The organism is Microbacterium sp. NPDC055455 (assembly GCF_053619935.1).
Genome location: NZ_JBSHLB010000003.1, coordinates 24,341 through 40,553 on the forward strand (window position 1 = coordinate 24,341; position 16,213 = coordinate 40,553).

A 16,213-nucleotide genomic window follows, 5' to 3' on the forward strand; every position below is an offset into this window, starting at 1 on the left:
TCCGCGCGCCTCGTCACCCGACGATGACGAGCCCGCGGTCGGTGTTGTTGAATCGTTCTCCGCCATCGGCTGTGACGGTGACGATGTCCTCGATCCTGACGCCGAATGAGCCCGGAAGGTAGATGCCGGGTTCGATGGAGAAGCACATGCCAGGCACGGTGAGTCGCTCCTCACCCTCGACCATGTACGGCGGCTCGTGGGTCGTCATCCCGATCCCGTGCCCGGTGCGATGGATGAAGTTCTCGCCGTAGCCTGCCTCGGTGATGATCCGGCGGGCGGTGCGGTCGATCTCCTGGCAGGCGATCCCCGGACGCACGGCATCGAACGCGGCCTGCTGCGCCGAGCGCACGATGTCGTGCACCTCGCGCATCTGCGTGGTCGGTTCCCCCACGCAGACGGTGCGCGAGGTGTCCGAGCCGTAGCCGTTCAGCAGTCCACCGAAGTCCAGGACCACCATGTCGCCGGGGAGGATGGTGCGATCGCCCGCTTCGTGGTGAGGATTGGCGCCATTCGGTCCGGACCCGACCACCGTGAAATCAACCTGCTCATGCCCGAACTCCCGGAGCAGCCGCGCAAGGTCGGCGGCCACTTCGGTCTCCTTGCGTCCGGCGAACAACACATTGACGATCTCCCGGAAGGCGGCGTCTGCCGCTGCCCCGGCTGCCGCCATCCTCGCCAGTTCGTTCCCGTCCTTCACCGCCCGCAGCATCGGGATGCGTTCGGTGACGGAGGAGAACTGCGCCCGCTCCAGCCGCCGCTGCAGACCGAGCAGATGCATCGCCCACGCCGAGTCGGACACCGCATACTTCCCGCCGGCTGCGAGCAGGCGGGCGGCCGTCTGGTAGGGATCATCGCCGTCACGCCAGTCGGTGATCGTCATCGCTTCCGCGCCTGGTGCCGCCTCGGCATCCGGCCGCTCCAGCTTCGGCACCAGCAGGCGAGGATAGGCGTCGCTGCTGAGCACGAGCAAGGTCAGTCGCTCGGTGATCGCGGTGGGCTGGTAGCCGGTCAGCCACAGTAAGTCGGGCCCCGGTGTCACAAGCAGCCCATCGAGGCCCTCCGCCGCGGCGTCTTGCGTTGCCCGCGTCATCCGAGCCCGGAAGTCTTCCGCGGTGAAAGCAATCGGCGTGAGAGTCATGACGCACCTTCTTTCCGCGGTGACACCCTGCACCGGTGAGATACCCCCGGTCAATGAGGTGACGGTGAGCCAGGACAGCGCGAGGCTGGACGTCGGCCCGCTGCCCGACCGGTCGACGCAGCTGCGGCTAAGAGTTGATCTGCTCGACGACGTCGTCGGCCGACTCCTCTATTGCCTTGCGCAGCTTCTCATAGTCGTCGGTCTCGATCGCCTTGCTGATGCGCTTATCGGAACGCTCCAGCGCCTTCTCGACGTTGTCGGCCCACTTGTCGTCGACGACAGCCACGACCGCCGACGTGCCGGGCGCGAGGTATTCGTCGACATCGACGCCGAACTCCTTCTCCTCGTGGTTCTTCTTGATCTTGCCCAGGACGGCACCGATGCCGGCGCCGACGGCGGTCGCGGCCAGCAGCGGGGGCGCGAACAGGCCGACCACGACTCCGGCGCCAGCGCCCCACGCGGCACCCTTGCCCACGGACTTGTCACCGTGCTCCTTCACCTGAACCTTGCCGTCCTTATCGCGGACCAGCACGACGGCGCCGACGATTTCGTATCCTCCTGCGTCTTGACCGCTTCGGAGGGCCTTGTAGTCGTCGGAGGCTGCCGCGGTGTCATCGTACGAGCCGACGACCAGCGCAAGGTTCTTCATACCCATCGATCCGTCTCCTTCGGTTCATTCGCGAGGCGACCGGTCGGTCGCTTCAGGACTCTGAGTCATCAGGGTGCTGTGATCCTATGCCTGACTTCAGCGCGCCAGCCAGGCTCAAGACGATGAACGTTCCTCGACCTTATGACGTGGTCGCCCCGCTGCGAGCGTCGCGCCGGGCGCTCTAGGATCAGTCGCGACATCGTTTGCGAACGAGTCGCGACTCAGGACTTTTTCGGGGTCAGTCGTGGGTCCGCTCCAACGACTTGAAGACGACGCGCTCGACGGTCTCTTCGTTCACCATCCCCGCGAACTGCTGAGCGAGGCGCTCAGCGGCCCGGTGAAGCACCGAGTCCGGCGACAGCAGCGCGCCTTGGCCTGTCGGGTTGATCATGCCGCCCCGCGCGCCGGGAGGATCTCGGAGATCAGCGACTCCACGCGAGCCCGGATCTCGTCTCTGATCGGACGCACCGCGTCGATGCCCTGGCCGGCGGGGTCGTCCAGCTCCCAGTCTTCGTAGCGCTTGCCGGGGAAGATCGGGCACGCGTCACCGCAGCCCATGGTGATGACCACGTCGGATTCGCGGACCGCATCGACCGTCAGCACCTTCGGCGTGTTCCCGGCGATGTCGATACCCTCCTCCGCCATCGCTGCGACGGCGACCGGGTTGATGGTGTCCTTCGGCGCCGAACCCGCCGAGAGCACCTCGACGTCGTCCCCGCCGAGCGCACGGAGGTAGCCGGCGGCCATCTGGGAGCGACCCGCGTTGTGCACGCAGACGAACAGGACGGTGGGCTTGTCAGCCATGTGCGGCCTCGCTTTCTCTTCACAGAAAGCATAGACAGTGATCTATCTAATCGGGAAGCTCACCAGATGAACTGTCGGCCAACAGTTCTCCGAGAAGTCGGCGGACGTGCGCTTCGATGTCATCGCGGATCGCGCGGATCTCCTCGGGCGACTTTCCGACGGGATCGTCCAGATCCCAGTCGAGGTAGCGGCGGCCGGGATAGATCGGACAGGCGTCGCCGCAGCCCATCGTGACGACGACATCGGCCGCTCGCACCACGTCGTCGGTGAGCGGCTTCGGGAACTCACCCCCGATCGAAACCCCGATCTCATCCAGAGTCGCGAGGATGCTGTGGCGCACATCGCTTGCCGGCTCGGAGCCCGCCGTCCGCACGCTCACCTTCCCGCCCGCCAGTTGCCGCAGGATCCCCGCGGCCATCTGCGAGCGCCCGGCGTTCTGGACGCAGACGAAGAGCACATTCGGGACACCGGACGGAGCGGCATCGGCGCGCTGCAGCGCCTCCAGGCGCGCCGCGGCGAATGTCGCCGTGCGACTGGCGAGCATCGGCGAGCGGGAGCGGCTCGCGAGGAGGAGGTGGCTATCCTCGACATAGGCGCGCACGCTCTCGGGACTGAACACGCCGGCGAATCGGACTGCGAGATCCCTCGTGATGCGCTCGAGGTCCGGCTCCGGGGAGGGCAAGTCTGTCCCGCCCAGCAGAGCATCGACTCGCGCAGCATGGTCGGGTGCGATGGAGTACCAAACCCGGCGCCCCTCGGGCTGGCGAAGGACGATCCCCTCGTCATGCAGGGCCTTCATGTGATGGCTGACCGTGGGCTGCCGCAGGTCGAGGGTCGCAGCCAGGCGCCCGACCAGCTCGCGCCCGTTCTCCGCCCCGCGGATCAGCCGGAGGATCCGCGCGCGCGTGGGGTCACCCAACGCCGTCAGATCCGCCGCCTGATTCATAGATCGAAGTCTATCTCTCGACGACGAGTGATGGCCCGTGCCAGCTCCCCCCGATCTCATGCACTGTCAGCCGGCTCCACGGTGGCGCTGCGGCGCTCGATGAGGACGGTGTCGCGCCAGGCACCGGCGTGCGGGCCGACGGTCGATCGCGCGATGCGCTCCCGCCGTCCGACGACCCGGAACCCGGCCGCCTCATGCAGCCGAAGGCTCGCGGCATTCTCGGGGAAGATGCTCGACTGGATCGTCCAGATCCCGGACCGCTCTGCAGCCTGGATGAAAGCGTCCAGCAACAGGCGCCCGATCCCCTGCCCGCGGGCGCCACGGTCGATGTAGACGGAGTGCTCGACCACGCCACGGTAGGCCGGTCTCAAGGACACGGCAGATCCAGCGACCCAGCCCACAACGACATCGGCCGAGTCGACGGCCACGAAGCGCATGCCGGGCAGCCTCCCCGCGTCGAAGGCCGACCAGTCCGGCGTCGCGGCCTCGAAGGTCGCCTCGCCGTCCTCGATGCCCTGTGCGTAGATCCGCTCGACCGCCGGCCAGTCGTCGGGCGTCATCTCGCGTACAGCCGTCATGAGCAGCATCCGCCGCCCTTCCCGGCGTCGGTCGAGCACACGCCCGTGGCGGGAAGGACGAGCTCGACGTGCGAGGCGGATGCCGTGTCACCGGCGAGCCACGCCGTCACCGAGCGCACCTGCTCGTAGCCGGTCGCGAGCAGGAAGGTCGGCGCGCGCCCGTAGGACTTCATGCCGACGATGAAGAACCCCTGCTCGGGGTGGGTGAGCTCGCGGAAGCCGTGAGGCTCGACCGTGCCGCACGAGTGGACGTTCGGGTCGATGAGCGGGGCGAGGCGCTTGGGCGCCTCCACGATCTCGTCCAGTTCGAGACGGATCTCGCGCAGCATCTGCAGATCAGGGCGGAACCCGGTGGCGTTCACCACGATGTCGGTCTCGTGGGTCATCACCTCACCCCCGCGGTGGCCGACCAGCTCCACGGCCTCGCCCGCGCGGCGCGCGCGGATGATCTCGAAGCCGTCGACGACGGCGACGTCGCCGCGTTCGACGGCTCGGTCGACGCGACTGCCCAGGTTCGCACGATCGGTCAGCTCGTCATCGGGCGAGGACGAGACCCGCACGGCCTTGGCGTTGCGGATCAGCCAGGTCACCGTGGTGCCGGCCTCCTCCCGGGCGAGCTGCACCAGGGCGAGAAGTGTGTTCGCCGCGGAGTGGCCGGCGCCCACGACCGTCACGCGGCGGCCCGCGAATTGCGCGCGATCCCTGCCGAGGACATCGGGAAGCGCGGCCGTCACCCGGTCGGCGATGTCGGTCATCCCCAGCAGCTCGAGCCCGCTGGAGGAGAGTGAGTTCGGTGAGCGGTACGTTCCCGACGCGTCGATGACAGCGCGCGCGGGGACGTCCTCGATCCCGCCCCCCGCAGTCCGGATGCGCACGGCGAACGGGGTGGCGCTGCGACGTGCCGTGCGGGTGCGATCCATCCCCTCGCGCGTCACGCCGATCACCTCGACGCCGGTCCGGATGCGCGGAGCGAGTTCCTCGAGGGCGGCGAGCGGCGCCACATATCGCTCGACGAGCTCGGCCCCGGTCGGCGCCCGCTCGGGGTCGGGCAGCACCCATCCCGACTCCTCGAGGAGACGACGGGAGGCGGGGTCCACCAGGTGCTTCCACGGGGAGAAGAGGCGGGTGTGCCCCCACGAGCGCACGCTCGCCGCAATCTCATCGCCCGCTTCGAAGACGACGAAGTCGATACCGCGCTCCAGCAGATTGGCAGCGGCGGCAAGCCCGATAGGGCCGGCACCGATGATCGCAACCGGCAGCGTCGAGAGCCGGCCGGCTTCAGCAACGCGGGGTGTCAGGTCGAGCAGGGTCACAGCATCCTCCACAAGATATCGACGAACTTCGATGCCCTGATTCTGAACCCATCTATCGACATCTGTCAATATCGAATACTCTCGATGCATGACCACGATGCTCGACGTCACCGACATCACCGCCGGCGTGTGCTGCGCCCCCCTCGTCCGCGAGCCGCTGACCGCCGAAGAGGCCGATCAGCTCGCCGCCACCATGAAGGCCCTTGCCGACCCGACTCGCCTGCGCCTGCTGTCGATCGTCGCCGCATCCGAGGACGCCGAGGCCTGCGTCTGCGATCTGATCGAGCCGGTCGGCCTCAGCCAGCCCACGGTGTCGCACCACCTGAAGATCCTCACCACCGCCGGATTCCTCACGCGCAGCAAGCGCGGCACGTGGGCGTACTTCAAGCTCGTGCCTGGCGCGCTCGACCGCGTCTCGCAGCTCCTCGTCGCCTCGTGACGCACACCGTTCGCGCCGCTGCCGGTGAGTTCCTCGGCAGCGCGGGGCTCGCCGCTGTCGTCATCGGCTCGGGGATCGCCGCCCAGCGCCTCTCCCCCGCCGACGTCGGCCTCCAGCTCTTCGAGAACGCCTTCGCCACCGCTCTGGGGCTCGCCGTCCTCATCCTCGTCTTCGCGACAGTGTCCGGATCGCACTTCAACCCCGTGGTCACGCTCGTCGACATCGCGCTGCACCGACGGAGCTGGACCATCGCCGCGGTCTACCTGCCCGTGCAGGTGCTCGGATGCATCGCCGGCGCGGTGCTCGCCAACCTCATGTTCGCAGCCCCGGCGATCGCCTGGAGCACGACCGACCGCTCAGCATCACCCCTGCTGCTGTCCGAGGTGGTGGCGACCGCCGGACTCGTGCTCCTGATCTTCGCGCTCGTGCGAACCGGCCGCTCGCATCTCGCGGCCCCGGCGGTCGGTGCCTACATCGGTGCGGCCTACTTCTTCACGTCGTCGACGAGCTTCGCCAACCCGGCGATCACGATCGGGCGCATGTTCACCGACACCTTCGCAGGAATCGCCCCGGCGTCGGCGCTGCCGTTCATCGCCGCACAGCTCGTCGGCGCGACGCTGGGATTCGGGGCGGTGCGGGTGCTCTTCCCCGTAGCGGCGCCTGAGCCCGCTGTCTCGCGAGGCTGATGGAAGGACCTCCGCGCAGCGGCGCCCGGCTGACGGCGCTCGCTTTCGCACAGATCGTCGCATGGGGCGTGCTCTACTACGCCGTCCTGGTGGCCGCACCCGCGATCGCCGCCGATACCGGCTGGAACGAAGAGGCCGTCTTCGTCGCCATCACGCTGGGACTGCTGACATCCGCCGTGTGCGCGATCCCGGTCGGCCACTGGCTGGATCGTCTTCCGAGACGAACCATGGTGATCGGCGCACTCATGGGAGCCGTGGCACTGATCGCAGCAGCGGCGGCACCCACGATCCAGGTCTTCGCCGCGGCGTGGATCGCCTGCGGCGCTGCTCAATCCGCCGTGCTCTACCAAGCCGCCTTCACGGTGATCACCCATCGCTACCGATCCGCTCGACGCGGGCCCCTCGCCCTGGTGACGCTCGCCGGAGGGCTCGCATCCACGATCTTCGCTCCACTCACCGGCTGGCTCGTCGTGGAGTCCGACTGGCGGGCGACGTTCGTCATCCTCGCCGGGATCCTGATCCTCGTGCCGCTTCCCACGTACGCGCTCACCGTGGAGCGCGGCTGGCACCACCTCGATGCGCGAGCTGCCGGCAACGGCGGCGCGGCACGAGCGCTGCGCACTCCGCGGTTCTGGATCGTCGCGGGCTCGTTCGCGCTCATGTCGTTCTCACTCCATGCGGTGACCCTGTCGGCGGTCCCCGCCTCGGTCGAGAAGGGCCTGGATCTTCAGACCGCCGCCTGGGTGCTGGGAGTCATCGGCGCCGGCCAAGTGCTCGGCCGACTCGTGTACCTGGCGATCCCCCGCACCGCCGCGCCGTGGATCGCGCCCGCATCGGTCGGTGCCCTTGGGGCGGCCGCCCTGACCGCATACGGGATCGCTTCGGGCCCGGGGCTCATCATCGCCACCGGGGTCGTCGCCGGTGCCATCCGCGGCGCGCTCACACTCATTCAGGCGTCCGCCGTCGCGGATCGGTGGGGACCGGAGTCCTACGGCACACTCAACGGCGCGCTCGCGGCACCGGTCACGGCCGTCGCTGCGCTGGCCCCTGGAGCGGCGGCGCTGCTGGCCGAGTCCCTCGGTTCGTACAGGTGGATGGCGCTCGCGATGGCGGTGGTGTGCCTGCTGGGCGGCGTGCTGGCGATTCGCCGCTAGCGGATCGCATCCCCTGCACATGGCCTCAGATGAAGAGCGTCGTGCCCGACTTCTCGGACTCACCGATGCGGGCCGAAGGTACCGCGTGACGCGCCTCGACTTTGTGAGGGGGACGAAGGTCCTCGTGCGTTCCGTCGCCGGCGCTTATGTTCGGCTCACGGCCTGGAACAGGAAGGTACGGAGCGGGCATGGAGGAGCTGAGCCGGCGCGGCGTCCTGATTCGGTCAGGGGGAATGATCTTTCACCCGAGATGAGAAGCGACATGAGATTCCTCGAGCACCTTCCCCGATTCCTCTTCTTCACCGGAAAGGGCGGCGTGGGCAAGACCTCGGTCGCGTGCGCGAGCGCGGTCCATCTCGCAGACGCCGGCAAGGACGTGCTGCTCGTCAGCACCGACCCCGCATCGAACATCGGCCAGGTCTTCGGTCTGGCAGTAAATAACACCATCACGCCGATCCCGGCGGCGCCGGGCCTGTCAGCGCTGGAAATCGATCCGGAATCCGCCGCGGACGCCTACCGTGAGCGCATCATCGGGCCCTTGCGCGGCTCCCTTGCGGACGCCGAACTGGACGGTGTCCGCGAGAGCCTGTCGGGATCGTGCACGACTGAGATCGCCTCTTTCGACGAGTTCGCCGAGCTGCTGACCGATGACACGCGGTACGCGGCCTACGATCACGTCATCTTCGACACCGCGCCGACCGGTCACACCATCCGCCTGCTGCAACTGCCGGGCTCCTGGAGCGAGTTCCTCACCCGCGGCGGTGACGCATCCTGCCTAGGTCCGCTCTCCGGGTTGGCGCGGCACAAGTCGACGTATTCGAAGGCGGTGAGCGCCCTCACCGACGCGACCCTCACCAGGCTCGTGCTCGTGACTCGCGCCGAGCGTTCGGCCCTGGCGGAACTCGAGCGCACCTTCGATGAGCTTCACGCCATCGGCATCCCGGACGGACACGTGGTCGTCAACGGGATCCTGCCCGACCACGCCGATGACGAGCCGCTCTCACGCGCCGTGCGGCGCCGGGAGGCGTCAGCCCTCGCTGCGATGCCGGCCGGTGTGGCAGCGCTGCCGCGAGACTTCATCGATCTGAGGCCGGACAACGTGGTCGGGATCGAGGCCGTCCGGGCGCTGCTGAACGACGCGACCAGCGCCCCATCCACCGACGTCGGCGAGAGCGATCCCGTGGCCCAGGACGCACCGCTCTCGGCGCTCATCGACGCGATCGAGGCAGACGGTCACGGCCTCGTGCTGTGCATGGGCAAGGGTGGCGTCGGCAAAACCACGATTGCGGCCGCCATCGCGAACGGCCTTGCCCGGCGCGGCCACGACGTGCTACTCACCACCACTGACTCCGCCGCCCACCTCACGCACACATTGGACGGCGCCGCGGTCGACCGCCTGACGGTATCGCGCATCGATCCGGACGCGGCGATCCAGGCCCACCGCGCCCGGGTCATGGCTTCGAAGGGCAAGAACCTCGGCGAGCAGGCGCGGGCCGCTCTCGCCGAGGATCTGATGTCACCGTGCAACGACGAAGTCGCCGTCTTCCATGAGTTCTCGCGCGCGATCTCGGAATCGCGTCGCACCTTCGTGATCATCGACACGGCCCCGACCGGCCACACCCTGCTCCTCCTGGACGCCACCGGCTCCTACCACCGGGAGATCACCCGGCAGATGGGCGGCGGACTCGATATCGTCACGCCTCTCATGCGATTGCAGGATCCCGGCCTCACAAAGGTTGTGCTCGTCACGCTCGCCGAGACCACTCCCGTCCTCGAGGCCGAGGAACTCGCCGGCGACCTCCGCCGAGCAGGCATCGAGCCATGGGCGTGGGTCGTCAACAGCTCGATCGCGGCCGCGAACCCGACGTCGCCCTTCCTGCGGCGGCGCGCGCGGAATGAACTCGAACACATCCACCGCGTGAAGGAGCTCTCGTCCCGGGTGGCCATCATCCCGATGCAGAGCGAGGAGCCGATCGGACCATCGCGGCTGACGGCGCTCAGCGAGCCGGCCGGCGAGCAGATACACGCCTCGCGGTCCTGAAGACCGGCGTCTCCGGCGACGTCCACCGGAGGGCGCAGACTTTCGGCGCCTCCGTCATCGCACGTGGATGGTCTCTGGCTCCCAATACCGCCGATGGCGGATGGCCCGCCTCCGGATGGCCAGGCCGCCGATCGCCCCCACCACCGCGACGGCGAGGAGCACTCCGATCGCGCCGGGCAGGCTGACCGCGCCGACCCAACCGGCCAGTGGATAGGTGATCAGGAAGCACGCGTGCGAGAAGGCGAACTGTGCGGTGTAGACGAGGCTCCGGTTCCCGGGCGTCGACGCGTCGGCGAGCAGCCGTGACGACGGCGTGTTGATCAGCGAGATGCCCGCCCCGAGCACGATCCACGTGAGCAGCAGCATCCACCATCCCGCTCCGCCCGCGACGGCGGCGACCGTCACCCCGACCGCGACAGCGAGTCCGACGACCACCGTGCCGAGGCCTGCGACCATGACGCTCGTCACCCCGAAGCGGTCCACGAGCCAGGGGATGTTCAGCGCGACGAGCAGCGAGCCGACACCGTACGCACCCAGTGTCACCGCCAGCGCGGAGTCTCCGAGCCCGAACACGCTTCTGGCGTACACGACCGAGTTCACCAGCACGAGCGCCGTGCCCGCGGCCACGACCAGATTCGCGAACAGCACGAACCGAAGGCTCGCTGTCGCGACGAACACCTTCGCGCCCATCGGCAGCCGCTGCCAGAACGTCGACGTCGACTCCTCGGCCGGCTGCGGCGGGATCGCCGAGATCAGCACGAGCAGCGCGGAGCCGGCGAACCCGGCCGCCGTCCCCACGAACAGGTCGTTGTAGCCGATGACCGTCAGCAGGGCCGCCGCGATCACCGGGCTCAGCAGCGCTTCGAGGTCGTACGCGAGCCGGGACAATGCGAGTGCGCGGGTGTAGTCCTTCGGGTCGGGCAGCACGTTCGGGATCAGCGACTGGAACGCCGGGGTGAACGTCGCCGAGGCCGACTGCAGCACGAACACCAGCGCGTAGATCTGCCAGACCTCTGAGACGAACGGCAGCATCAGCGCGATCACCAGCCGGATCGCATCCGCGCCGATCAGCACCGCCTTCTTCGGCAGCCGGTCGACCAGCGCCGCCACCAGCGGTGCGACACCGACGTAGGCGACCATCTTGATGGTGAGCGCGGTGCCCAGCACGGAGCCCGCCGCCGCGCCGGCGAGGTCGAACGCGAGAAGGCCGAGCGCGACTGTGAGCAGACCCGTCCCCAGCAGCGCGACGACCTGCGCCCCGAACAGCGTCCGATACGTCCTGTTGCGCAGCACGCCGATCATGCGTGATGCCGCGGCGCCTCGTCGACGGCGTGCTCGGCCTGCATGATCTCCTCTCGAGGGCCCGCGCCGTCCGTCGGCGCCGCCTGCCCACCCCCGCAATACGCCTCTTCGGGCGAAATTTCCAGGGGGTCCCCTGACGAGAAGCGGCTTCCTAGCGTGGAAACCGGAGCGATCACCCGCATCGCCTCCGCATCACCCCTCGCATGAGACGAAGGAGCGATCATGTCCTCAGCTTGGGACGCATGGGAGTACCGAGAATCCGTCAACCGCGACGCCGGTTCGCGCAGCCTCGTGGGATATCACGTGCACGCCACCGACGGCGACATCGGCAAGATCGACGAGGCGAGCGACGACGTCGGCAGCAGCCGCCTCGTCGTGGACACCGGCCCGTGGATCTTCGGGCGGAAGGTGATCCTCCCCGCAGGCACGGTCCAGCGTGTCGACGACGCCGACGAGAAGGTCTACGTCGACCTCACCAAGGACCAGATCAAGAACTCTCCGGAATGGGACCAGAGCACCGCCGGCACGGATGACGACTACCGCGGTCGCCTCGACACCTACTACGGCGGCTTCTACCGCTGATGATCATGAGGGCGCCCGGCCGACGGCCGGGCGCCCTCCGTCGGCCCGGTTCGCGGGAGGCTCCGCGAGACGCTAGCTTCGCGTGTCGTTCGGCGTGATGTCCGTACCGGCGACGCGGATCCGGTCGACGTCCAGACTCTCGACCCGCACCTCGCCGAGTGTCACATCGGCACCCTCACCGGGGCTGGTGGGGACCGGCCCCGTGTCGATGTTCTCCTCCACCAGGGTGATCCCGCCCGAGCTGTTCGCCGACGACGCGAGATCCTCGATCCACCTGCGACTCAGCTCGGGCTGCTCGGGGTCCTCGAAGACGAAGCGCAGCGGGATGGAGGGATGCAGCCAGATGGTGCTGCGTCCGCCCGGCTGGTCATCGGGATGCCTCCACGACAGCGTGAAGCTCTCGCCGCGACGCAGCTTGGTGGCGATCACGACCTTCAGGTGCGCCAGCGCGCGGTCCTCGATGTGGATCGGCGTCGCCGAGCCGCCGTAGAACATCGTCCCCATGGCTCGAAGCATAGACCTGCCGGATCCGCGGGCGTCTCGGTGCGCCTATCCTGGCCGAGCAGCCCCCTGACGCGATCGAAGGTCCTCATGAAGCTCGGCCCGCACCTGCACCGCATCGGCAACGACATCGTCGCCGCCTATCTCGTCGTCACGGATGACGGGGTAACCGTCGTGGACGCCGGCCTGCCCGGCCACTGGAAGGATCTGGTCGACGAGCTCACATCGCTCGGCCGCTCCCCCGCCGACGTGAAGGGCGTCGTGCTGACCCACGGCGACGCCGACCACATCGGGTTCGCCGAGCGCCTCCGCCGCGATCACGGTGTGCCGGTGTTCGTCCACGCGGCCGACGCAGAGCGGGCCCGCACAGGCGCCAAGCCCAAGGTCGCGGCAGGGCCGATGCGACTCGTGCCGACGCTGGGCTTCTTCGCCTACGCCCTGCGCAAGCGCGCCGTCCCGACGACCTACGTGTCGGAGGTCGTCGAGGTGCACGACGGCGACGGCCTCGAGCTGCCGGGTGCGCCGGTCGTCATCGGCCTGCCGGGCCACTCGCCGGGAAGCATCGCTGTCCATGTTCCATCGGCGGATGCCGTCTTCGTGGGCGACGCCCTCACGACGCGCCACGTCCTCACCGGCAGGGAAGGAATGCAGCCCGCGCCCTTCACCGACGACCCGGCCGCCGCCCTCGCGTCGCTCGATCGGCTCGCGGGCGTGCAGGCCTCCTGGGTGCTCCCCGGCCACGGCGCGCCCTGGCGGGGTTCTCCGGCCGACGTGGCCGCTGCGGTCCGGGCGGGCGCAGCCTGACGCCGCGCCGGCGACGGACCGGTCAGGCCTCGAAATCCTCCGGCTCGACGTCGTCGAGGAAGCGCTTGAACTCGTCGAGCCGTTCGGTCGCGTCCGTCTCGGTGAGGACGTCGGGCACACCGGCGTCCGCCATGACCTCGTCGGCCACCCACATCGGGGCCCCGGTGCGCGATGCCAGCGCGATCGCATCGGAGGGTCGCGCGTCGACCACCCGATCGCCGAGGGGCGTCGAAAGCGTGATCGCGGCGTAGAAGGTCCCGTCGTCGATGCGCGTCACCTCGACGCGCGAGGTCGATGCGTCCAGCGCCTCGAGCATCAGTCGCATGAGATCGTGCGCGAGGGGGCGGGGGACGTCGGCGTTCTCGACCGCGACCAGGATGGAGGTGGCCTCGAGCTGTCCGATCCAGATCGGCAGCACCAGCCCGTCGCCGGGAAGCTGGTCGACCGGCTTGAGAAGGAGAACGTGCTGGCCCGAGGCATCCAGAGCCACACCCGCCACGCGAACCTGGACCACGATCGTCACCCCTCTCCGCACCGTCTCCGCAGACGCCCTCACGAGGCATCCGATGCCATCGTAAGCACGGCGCGCACACCCAGGACAGGGGGTCGGCTCCTCGTCGCCTCACGGGTCGGCGGCTCGGACAGGATGGTCCGAGCCGCCGACGACGATGCCGAGGAGCGTCAGTGCCCTCAGTCGCCGCAGAGTCCCCGTGCGGTGTCGTTCTTGGCCTGGCCGCCGATCGCCTGGACGACCTCACCGACGGTCGAGAACCCGAGCGCGCCTTCGGTGTTGATGGTCTTGTGGATCTGGCCGAAGCAGGCAGCATCGGCGGGCGCGGCGTGCGCGGTGCCGGCGAAGCCGAACACGGCGAGAGCGGCGATGGCTCCGGTGGCGAGAATGCGCTTCATTGAACTTTCCCCTCCTAGTGGCGGGCGCGTGTTCGCCCGATGTGAGGTACTTCTCCCTGGGGCGCCGGTTTGGATGCAGCTGTTCGCAGATTTCCCGCGACAGCGCGGTCCATTCACCGGAATGGATGCCGTGGGCGTACCGTTGCAGTCGACATGCAGCGCTTCGGAACCCTCTCCTTCGGACACTACGGGCCGCTCGGCGGCGGTCGGCAGCTGACGGCCGCGGATTCGATGCTCCAGGCCATCGACCTCGCACAGGGGATGGACGAGCTCGGCGTGAACGGCGCCTACTTCCGCGTGCACCACTTCGCTCGTCAGCAGGCATCCCCCATGCCTCTCCTCGCTGCGATCGCCGCACGCACCGAACGCATCGAGGTCGGCACCGGCGTCATCGACATGCGCTACGAGAACCCGCTCTACCTCGCCGAGGAGGCGGCGGCCGTCGATCTCATCTCGGGTGGCAGGCTCGCGCTGGGCGTCTCGCGAGGGTCACCGGAGACCGTGGTGCGCGGCTACGAGGCCTTCGGGTACACCGGGTCGGAGGATCCGCGCGGTGCCGACCTCGCACGCCGGCACTTCGATCTGTTCCTGCGCGCGATCGAGGGAGAGGGGCTGGCGGAGCGGGACCCCTCGTCGCCTTTCGGCACCGGCGCCACGGGCCGGCAGCGCATCGAGCCGCACTCCCCGGGCCTGCGCTCGCGCGTGTGGTGGGGCGCGGGCAACCGCGACAGCGCCGAATGGGCCGGGCGGATGGGCGTGAACCTCATGTCGTCGACGCTGCTCACGGAGGCCGACGGCACTGCCTTCGACCTCCTGCAGGCGCAGCAGATCGATGCCTTCCGCGCCGCCTGGCGCGACGCGGGGCACGCGGGCGAGCCCCGCGTGTCGGTGAGCCGCAGCATCTTCCCGATCACGACGGCGGAAGACCGCCTCTACTTCGGAGGGCGTCAGGACGGCGACCAGATCGGGGTCATCGACGGGATGCGCTCGACGTTCGGCAAGACCTACGCCGCCGAGCCCGACGTCCTCGTGGAGCAGCTGAAGGAGGACGCCGCGATCGCGGCGGCCGACACGCTCATGCTCACCATCCCGAGCCAGCTCGGCGTCGACTTCAACCTGCGCGTCATCGAGTCCTTCGCGAGTCACGTCGCTCCCGAGCTCGGGTGGAGATCCACCCGGGCGTGACGCGCGGTCGCATCGGCCACCCCGCCGCGCACCGGGACTCTTGACCGGGCGGTCAGTCAGGCTTACGGTCGAATCGACCCCCGATGGGGAGCCGTCAGGATTCGGAAGGAGGAGATTCGCATGAAGAAGTGGACCCGCTGGGAGGACTGGGTCGCTGTCGCCGTCGGACTCGTCGCCGCGGTGTCGGCCCTGTTCATGCCGGCGATGGGCGCTTCGATGGCATGGATGCTGATCCTCGGCGTCCTGCTGATCGCCAGCGGCATCGTGAACCTCGCGATGCCGGGCATGGCTGCGATGGAGTACGTCCAGCTCGCCCTCGGCGCGCTGCTCTTCGTCGCTCCCTGGCTCGGCGGCTATGCGGACATGCAGTCCGCGGCCGCGTGGGTCAGCTGGATCGGCGGAGCGGTGGCAGCCATCGTCGCGGCCCTCGCCATCAGGCCGGCTATGCAGACGCACGACCGCGCCCTGCCGCACTGACGTGCGGACCGAGACGGGGGCGCCGGCGCGCCCCGACGCCCCCGCCGACCCCCCGAGGACATGACATGACGCGCAGCCGGGACAGCCGGACGCTCATCCTCGACGCCGCCGAGCGCCTCTTCGCCGAGCGGGGGTTCGATGCCACCCCGACCGCGGCCGTCGCGGAGGCGGCAGGGGTGCCGAAGGGGCTCGTCTTCTACTACTTCCCCACCAAGAGCGATCTGCTGCGCACGCTGGTGGGTGAACGGCTCGACCTGGACTCCGTGGACACGTCGGCACTGGTCGAGAGCGGCGATCCGGCGCGCACGCTCCTGAACGTGACGCACCGCCTGCGCGAGCTTCAGGAGGAGTCGGCGGTGCGGCGCGTCATCGTGTGGCGCGAGCAGCGCACCCACCCGGAGGTGCGCGCGAGGCTGCGCGACTATCGTCGTCAGCTGCAGACCGTCGTGGAGCGCGTCCTCCACGCCAGCGTCCTGCACCCGATCGCGGCCAGACGCGTGCGCGTCGCCGCCACCGCGTGGGTCGCGATCATCACCACGCCGGGGCTCCACGGTCCGGCCGGCGAGGACGTCGCTGCGCTCGACGAGGTCGAGGAACCGGCCGATCCGGCGGAGATCGCCGATCTTCCGGCGCTCGCGGACTTGATCACCGCGGGCCTCAGCGCGCCGGCGGGTTAGAGTGTCTCGATCGATCCGGCCGCCCGCT

General features: G+C 69.1%; 19 protein-coding genes and 1 pseudogene. 9 read left to right on the forward strand and 11 right to left on the reverse strand.

Annotated elements, in window-relative coordinates; all coding sequences use genetic code 11:
• Positions 1 to 13 precede the first annotated feature (13 nt).
• The 7 genes from ACWGUG_RS09775 to ACWGUG_RS09805 form a co-directional block, all read right to left on the reverse strand.
• Complete coding sequence (locus tag ACWGUG_RS09775; RefSeq protein ID WP_378884402.1) at positions 14 to 1,138, reverse strand: aminopeptidase P family protein; 1,125 nt, start codon at positions 1,136 to 1,138, stop codon at positions 14 to 16.
• 127 nt (positions 1,139 to 1,265) lie between these two features.
• Positions 1,266 to 1,793 carry a DUF1269 domain-containing protein gene (locus ACWGUG_RS09780; RefSeq protein WP_378884405.1) on the reverse strand — a complete coding sequence of 176 codons (528 nt, stop codon included), beginning with the start codon at positions 1,791 to 1,793 and terminating at the stop codon, positions 1,266 to 1,268.
• A gap of 232 nt (positions 1,794 to 2,025) precedes the next feature.
• A complete protein-coding gene (locus ACWGUG_RS09785) occupies positions 2,026 to 2,178 on the reverse strand; it encodes a hypothetical protein (RefSeq protein ID WP_452324549.1) in 153 nt (50 codons plus the stop codon).
• The gene (locus ACWGUG_RS09790) at positions 2,175 to 2,591 is read right to left on the reverse strand and encodes an arsenate reductase ArsC (protein ID WP_336394970.1); all 417 of its coding nucleotides are present in this window, start codon (positions 2,589 to 2,591) and stop codon (positions 2,175 to 2,177) included. The genes ACWGUG_RS09785 and ACWGUG_RS09790 overlap by 4 nt, the downstream gene beginning before the upstream one ends.
• A 46-nt stretch (positions 2,592 to 2,637) precedes the next feature.
• A complete protein-coding gene (locus ACWGUG_RS09795; protein WP_452324550.1) occupies positions 2,638 to 3,537 on the reverse strand; it encodes a metalloregulator ArsR/SmtB family transcription factor in 900 nt (299 codons plus the stop codon).
• Positions 3,538 to 3,593: 56 nt separating this feature from the next.
• The gene (locus ACWGUG_RS09800) at positions 3,594 to 4,115 is read right to left on the reverse strand and encodes an N-acetyltransferase family protein (protein WP_452324551.1); all 522 of its coding nucleotides are present in this window, start codon (positions 4,113 to 4,115) and stop codon (positions 3,594 to 3,596) included.
• Entirely contained in the window at positions 4,112 to 5,428 is a 1,317-nt protein-coding gene (locus ACWGUG_RS09805; RefSeq protein ID WP_452324552.1) for an FAD-dependent oxidoreductase, read from the reverse strand. The genes ACWGUG_RS09800 and ACWGUG_RS09805 overlap by 4 nt, the downstream gene beginning before the upstream one ends.
• Before the next feature lie 88 nt (positions 5,429 to 5,516).
• Between ACWGUG_RS09805 and ACWGUG_RS09810 the strand changes: the two genes are divergently transcribed.
• The 4 genes from ACWGUG_RS09810 to arsA all read left to right on the forward strand — a co-directional run bounded on the left by ACWGUG_RS09810 (position 5,517) and on the right by arsA (position 9,748).
• Positions 5,517 to 5,867, forward strand: a complete 351-nt coding sequence (locus ACWGUG_RS09810; protein WP_336394966.1) for a metalloregulator ArsR/SmtB family transcription factor — start codon at positions 5,517 to 5,519, stop codon at positions 5,865 to 5,867.
• Positions 5,864 to 6,553: an aquaporin gene (locus ACWGUG_RS09815; protein WP_336394965.1), complete on the forward strand. Its 690-nt coding sequence runs from the start codon at positions 5,864 to 5,866 to the stop codon at positions 6,551 to 6,553. Before ACWGUG_RS09810 ends, ACWGUG_RS09815 begins: the two co-directional genes overlap by 4 nt.
• Positions 6,553 to 7,707: an MFS transporter gene (locus tag ACWGUG_RS09820; protein ID WP_452324553.1), complete on the forward strand. Its 1,155-nt coding sequence runs from the start codon at positions 6,553 to 6,555 to the stop codon at positions 7,705 to 7,707. Before ACWGUG_RS09815 ends, ACWGUG_RS09820 begins: the two co-directional genes overlap by 1 nt.
• 262 nt (positions 7,708 to 7,969) lie before the next feature.
• The gene (arsA, locus tag ACWGUG_RS09825) at positions 7,970 to 9,748 is read left to right on the forward strand and encodes an arsenical pump-driving ATPase (RefSeq protein ID WP_452324554.1); all 1,779 of its coding nucleotides are present in this window, start codon (positions 7,970 to 7,972) and stop codon (positions 9,746 to 9,748) included.
• A gap of 54 nt (positions 9,749 to 9,802) precedes the next feature.
• Here the strand turns inward: arsA and ACWGUG_RS09830 are convergent, their stop codons facing one another.
• Positions 9,803 to 11,050, reverse strand: a complete 1,248-nt coding sequence (locus ACWGUG_RS09830; RefSeq protein WP_452324555.1) for an MFS transporter — start codon at positions 11,048 to 11,050, stop codon at positions 9,803 to 9,805.
• Between the two features lie 222 nt (positions 11,051 to 11,272).
• Between ACWGUG_RS09830 and ACWGUG_RS09835 the strand changes: the two genes are divergently transcribed.
• Positions 11,273 to 11,632: a PRC-barrel domain-containing protein gene (locus tag ACWGUG_RS09835; protein WP_336394961.1), complete on the forward strand. Its 360-nt coding sequence runs from the start codon at positions 11,273 to 11,275 to the stop codon at positions 11,630 to 11,632.
• A 201-nt stretch (positions 11,633 to 11,833) separates the two neighbouring features.
• Here the strand turns inward: ACWGUG_RS09835 and ACWGUG_RS09840 are convergent.
• Positions 11,834 to 12,136, reverse strand: a pseudogene (locus ACWGUG_RS09840) (DUF7882 family protein); the annotation flags it as partial.
• Between the two features lie 87 nt (positions 12,137 to 12,223).
• Between ACWGUG_RS09840 and ACWGUG_RS09845 the strand changes: the two are divergent.
• Positions 12,224 to 12,937: an MBL fold metallo-hydrolase gene (locus ACWGUG_RS09845; protein WP_452324556.1), complete on the forward strand. Its 714-nt coding sequence runs from the start codon at positions 12,224 to 12,226 to the stop codon at positions 12,935 to 12,937.
• A 22-nt stretch (positions 12,938 to 12,959) separates the two neighbouring features.
• On the opposite strand, the gene ACWGUG_RS09850 is transcribed toward ACWGUG_RS09845, so the two are convergent.
• Positions 12,960 to 13,493, reverse strand: a complete 534-nt coding sequence (locus tag ACWGUG_RS09850) for a bifunctional nuclease family protein (RefSeq protein ID WP_378884428.1) — start codon at positions 13,491 to 13,493, stop codon at positions 12,960 to 12,962.
• 134 nt (positions 13,494 to 13,627) lie between these two features.
• Positions 13,628 to 13,846 carry a hypothetical protein gene (locus tag ACWGUG_RS09855; protein WP_336394958.1) on the reverse strand — a complete coding sequence of 73 codons (219 nt, stop codon included), beginning with the start codon at positions 13,844 to 13,846 and terminating at the stop codon, positions 13,628 to 13,630.
• 153 nt (positions 13,847 to 13,999) lie between these two features.
• Here ACWGUG_RS09855 and ACWGUG_RS09860 point away from each other — a divergent pair, with 153 nt between their 5' ends.
• The 3 genes from ACWGUG_RS09860 to ACWGUG_RS09870 all read left to right on the forward strand — a co-directional run bounded on the left by ACWGUG_RS09860 (position 14,000) and on the right by ACWGUG_RS09870 (position 16,185).
• Positions 14,000 to 15,031 carry an LLM class flavin-dependent oxidoreductase gene (locus tag ACWGUG_RS09860; protein WP_452324557.1) on the forward strand — a complete coding sequence of 344 codons (1,032 nt, stop codon included), beginning with the start codon at positions 14,000 to 14,002 and terminating at the stop codon, positions 15,029 to 15,031.
• Positions 15,032 to 15,151: 120 nt separating this feature from the next.
• Positions 15,152 to 15,508, forward strand: coding sequence for an SPW repeat domain-containing protein (locus tag ACWGUG_RS09865; RefSeq protein WP_336394956.1), 357 nt, complete (start codon positions 15,152 to 15,154; stop codon positions 15,506 to 15,508).
• A 65-nt stretch (positions 15,509 to 15,573) separates the two neighbouring features.
• A complete protein-coding gene (locus tag ACWGUG_RS09870) occupies positions 15,574 to 16,185 on the forward strand; it encodes a TetR/AcrR family transcriptional regulator (RefSeq protein ID WP_336394955.1) in 612 nt (203 codons plus the stop codon).
• The last annotated feature ends 28 nt before the right edge of the window (positions 16,186 to 16,213 follow it).

Coding starts and splice junctions, on each gene's coding strand:
- ACWGUG_RS09775 (WP_378884402.1), bottom strand. CDS start 1,138: ATGACTCTCACGCCGATTGCTTTCACCGCGGAAGACTTCCGGGCTCGG.
- ACWGUG_RS09780 (WP_378884405.1), bottom strand. CDS start 1,793: ATGGGTATGAAGAACCTTGCGCTGGTCGTCGGCTCGTACGATGACACC.
- ACWGUG_RS09785 (WP_452324549.1), bottom strand. CDS start 2,178: ATGATCAACCCGACAGGCCAAGGCGCGCTGCTGTCGCCGGACTCGGTG.
- ACWGUG_RS09790 (WP_336394970.1), bottom strand. CDS start 2,591: ATGGCTGACAAGCCCACCGTCCTGTTCGTCTGCGTGCACAACGCGGGT.
- ACWGUG_RS09795 (WP_452324550.1), bottom strand. CDS start 3,537: ATGAATCAGGCGGCGGATCTGACGGCGTTGGGTGACCCCACGCGCGCG.
- ACWGUG_RS09800 (WP_452324551.1), bottom strand. CDS start 4,115: ATGACGGCTGTACGCGAGATGACGCCCGACGACTGGCCGGCGGTCGAG.
- ACWGUG_RS09810 (WP_336394966.1), top strand. CDS start 5,517: ATGACCACGATGCTCGACGTCACCGACATCACCGCCGGCGTGTGCTGC.
- ACWGUG_RS09820 (WP_452324553.1), top strand. CDS start 6,553: ATGGAAGGACCTCCGCGCAGCGGCGCCCGGCTGACGGCGCTCGCTTTC.
- arsA (WP_452324554.1), top strand. CDS start 7,970: ATGAGATTCCTCGAGCACCTTCCCCGATTCCTCTTCTTCACCGGAAAG.
- ACWGUG_RS09830 (WP_452324555.1), bottom strand. CDS start 11,050: ATGATCGGCGTGCTGCGCAACAGGACGTATCGGACGCTGTTCGGGGCG.
- ACWGUG_RS09835 (WP_336394961.1), top strand. CDS start 11,273: ATGTCCTCAGCTTGGGACGCATGGGAGTACCGAGAATCCGTCAACCGC.
- ACWGUG_RS09845 (WP_452324556.1), top strand. CDS start 12,224: ATGAAGCTCGGCCCGCACCTGCACCGCATCGGCAACGACATCGTCGCC.
- ACWGUG_RS09855 (WP_336394958.1), bottom strand. CDS start 13,846: ATGAAGCGCATTCTCGCCACCGGAGCCATCGCCGCTCTCGCCGTGTTC.
- ACWGUG_RS09860 (WP_452324557.1), top strand. CDS start 14,000: ATGCAGCGCTTCGGAACCCTCTCCTTCGGACACTACGGGCCGCTCGGC.
- ACWGUG_RS09865 (WP_336394956.1), top strand. CDS start 15,152: ATGAAGAAGTGGACCCGCTGGGAGGACTGGGTCGCTGTCGCCGTCGGA.
- ACWGUG_RS09870 (WP_336394955.1), top strand. CDS start 15,574: ATGACGCGCAGCCGGGACAGCCGGACGCTCATCCTCGACGCCGCCGAG.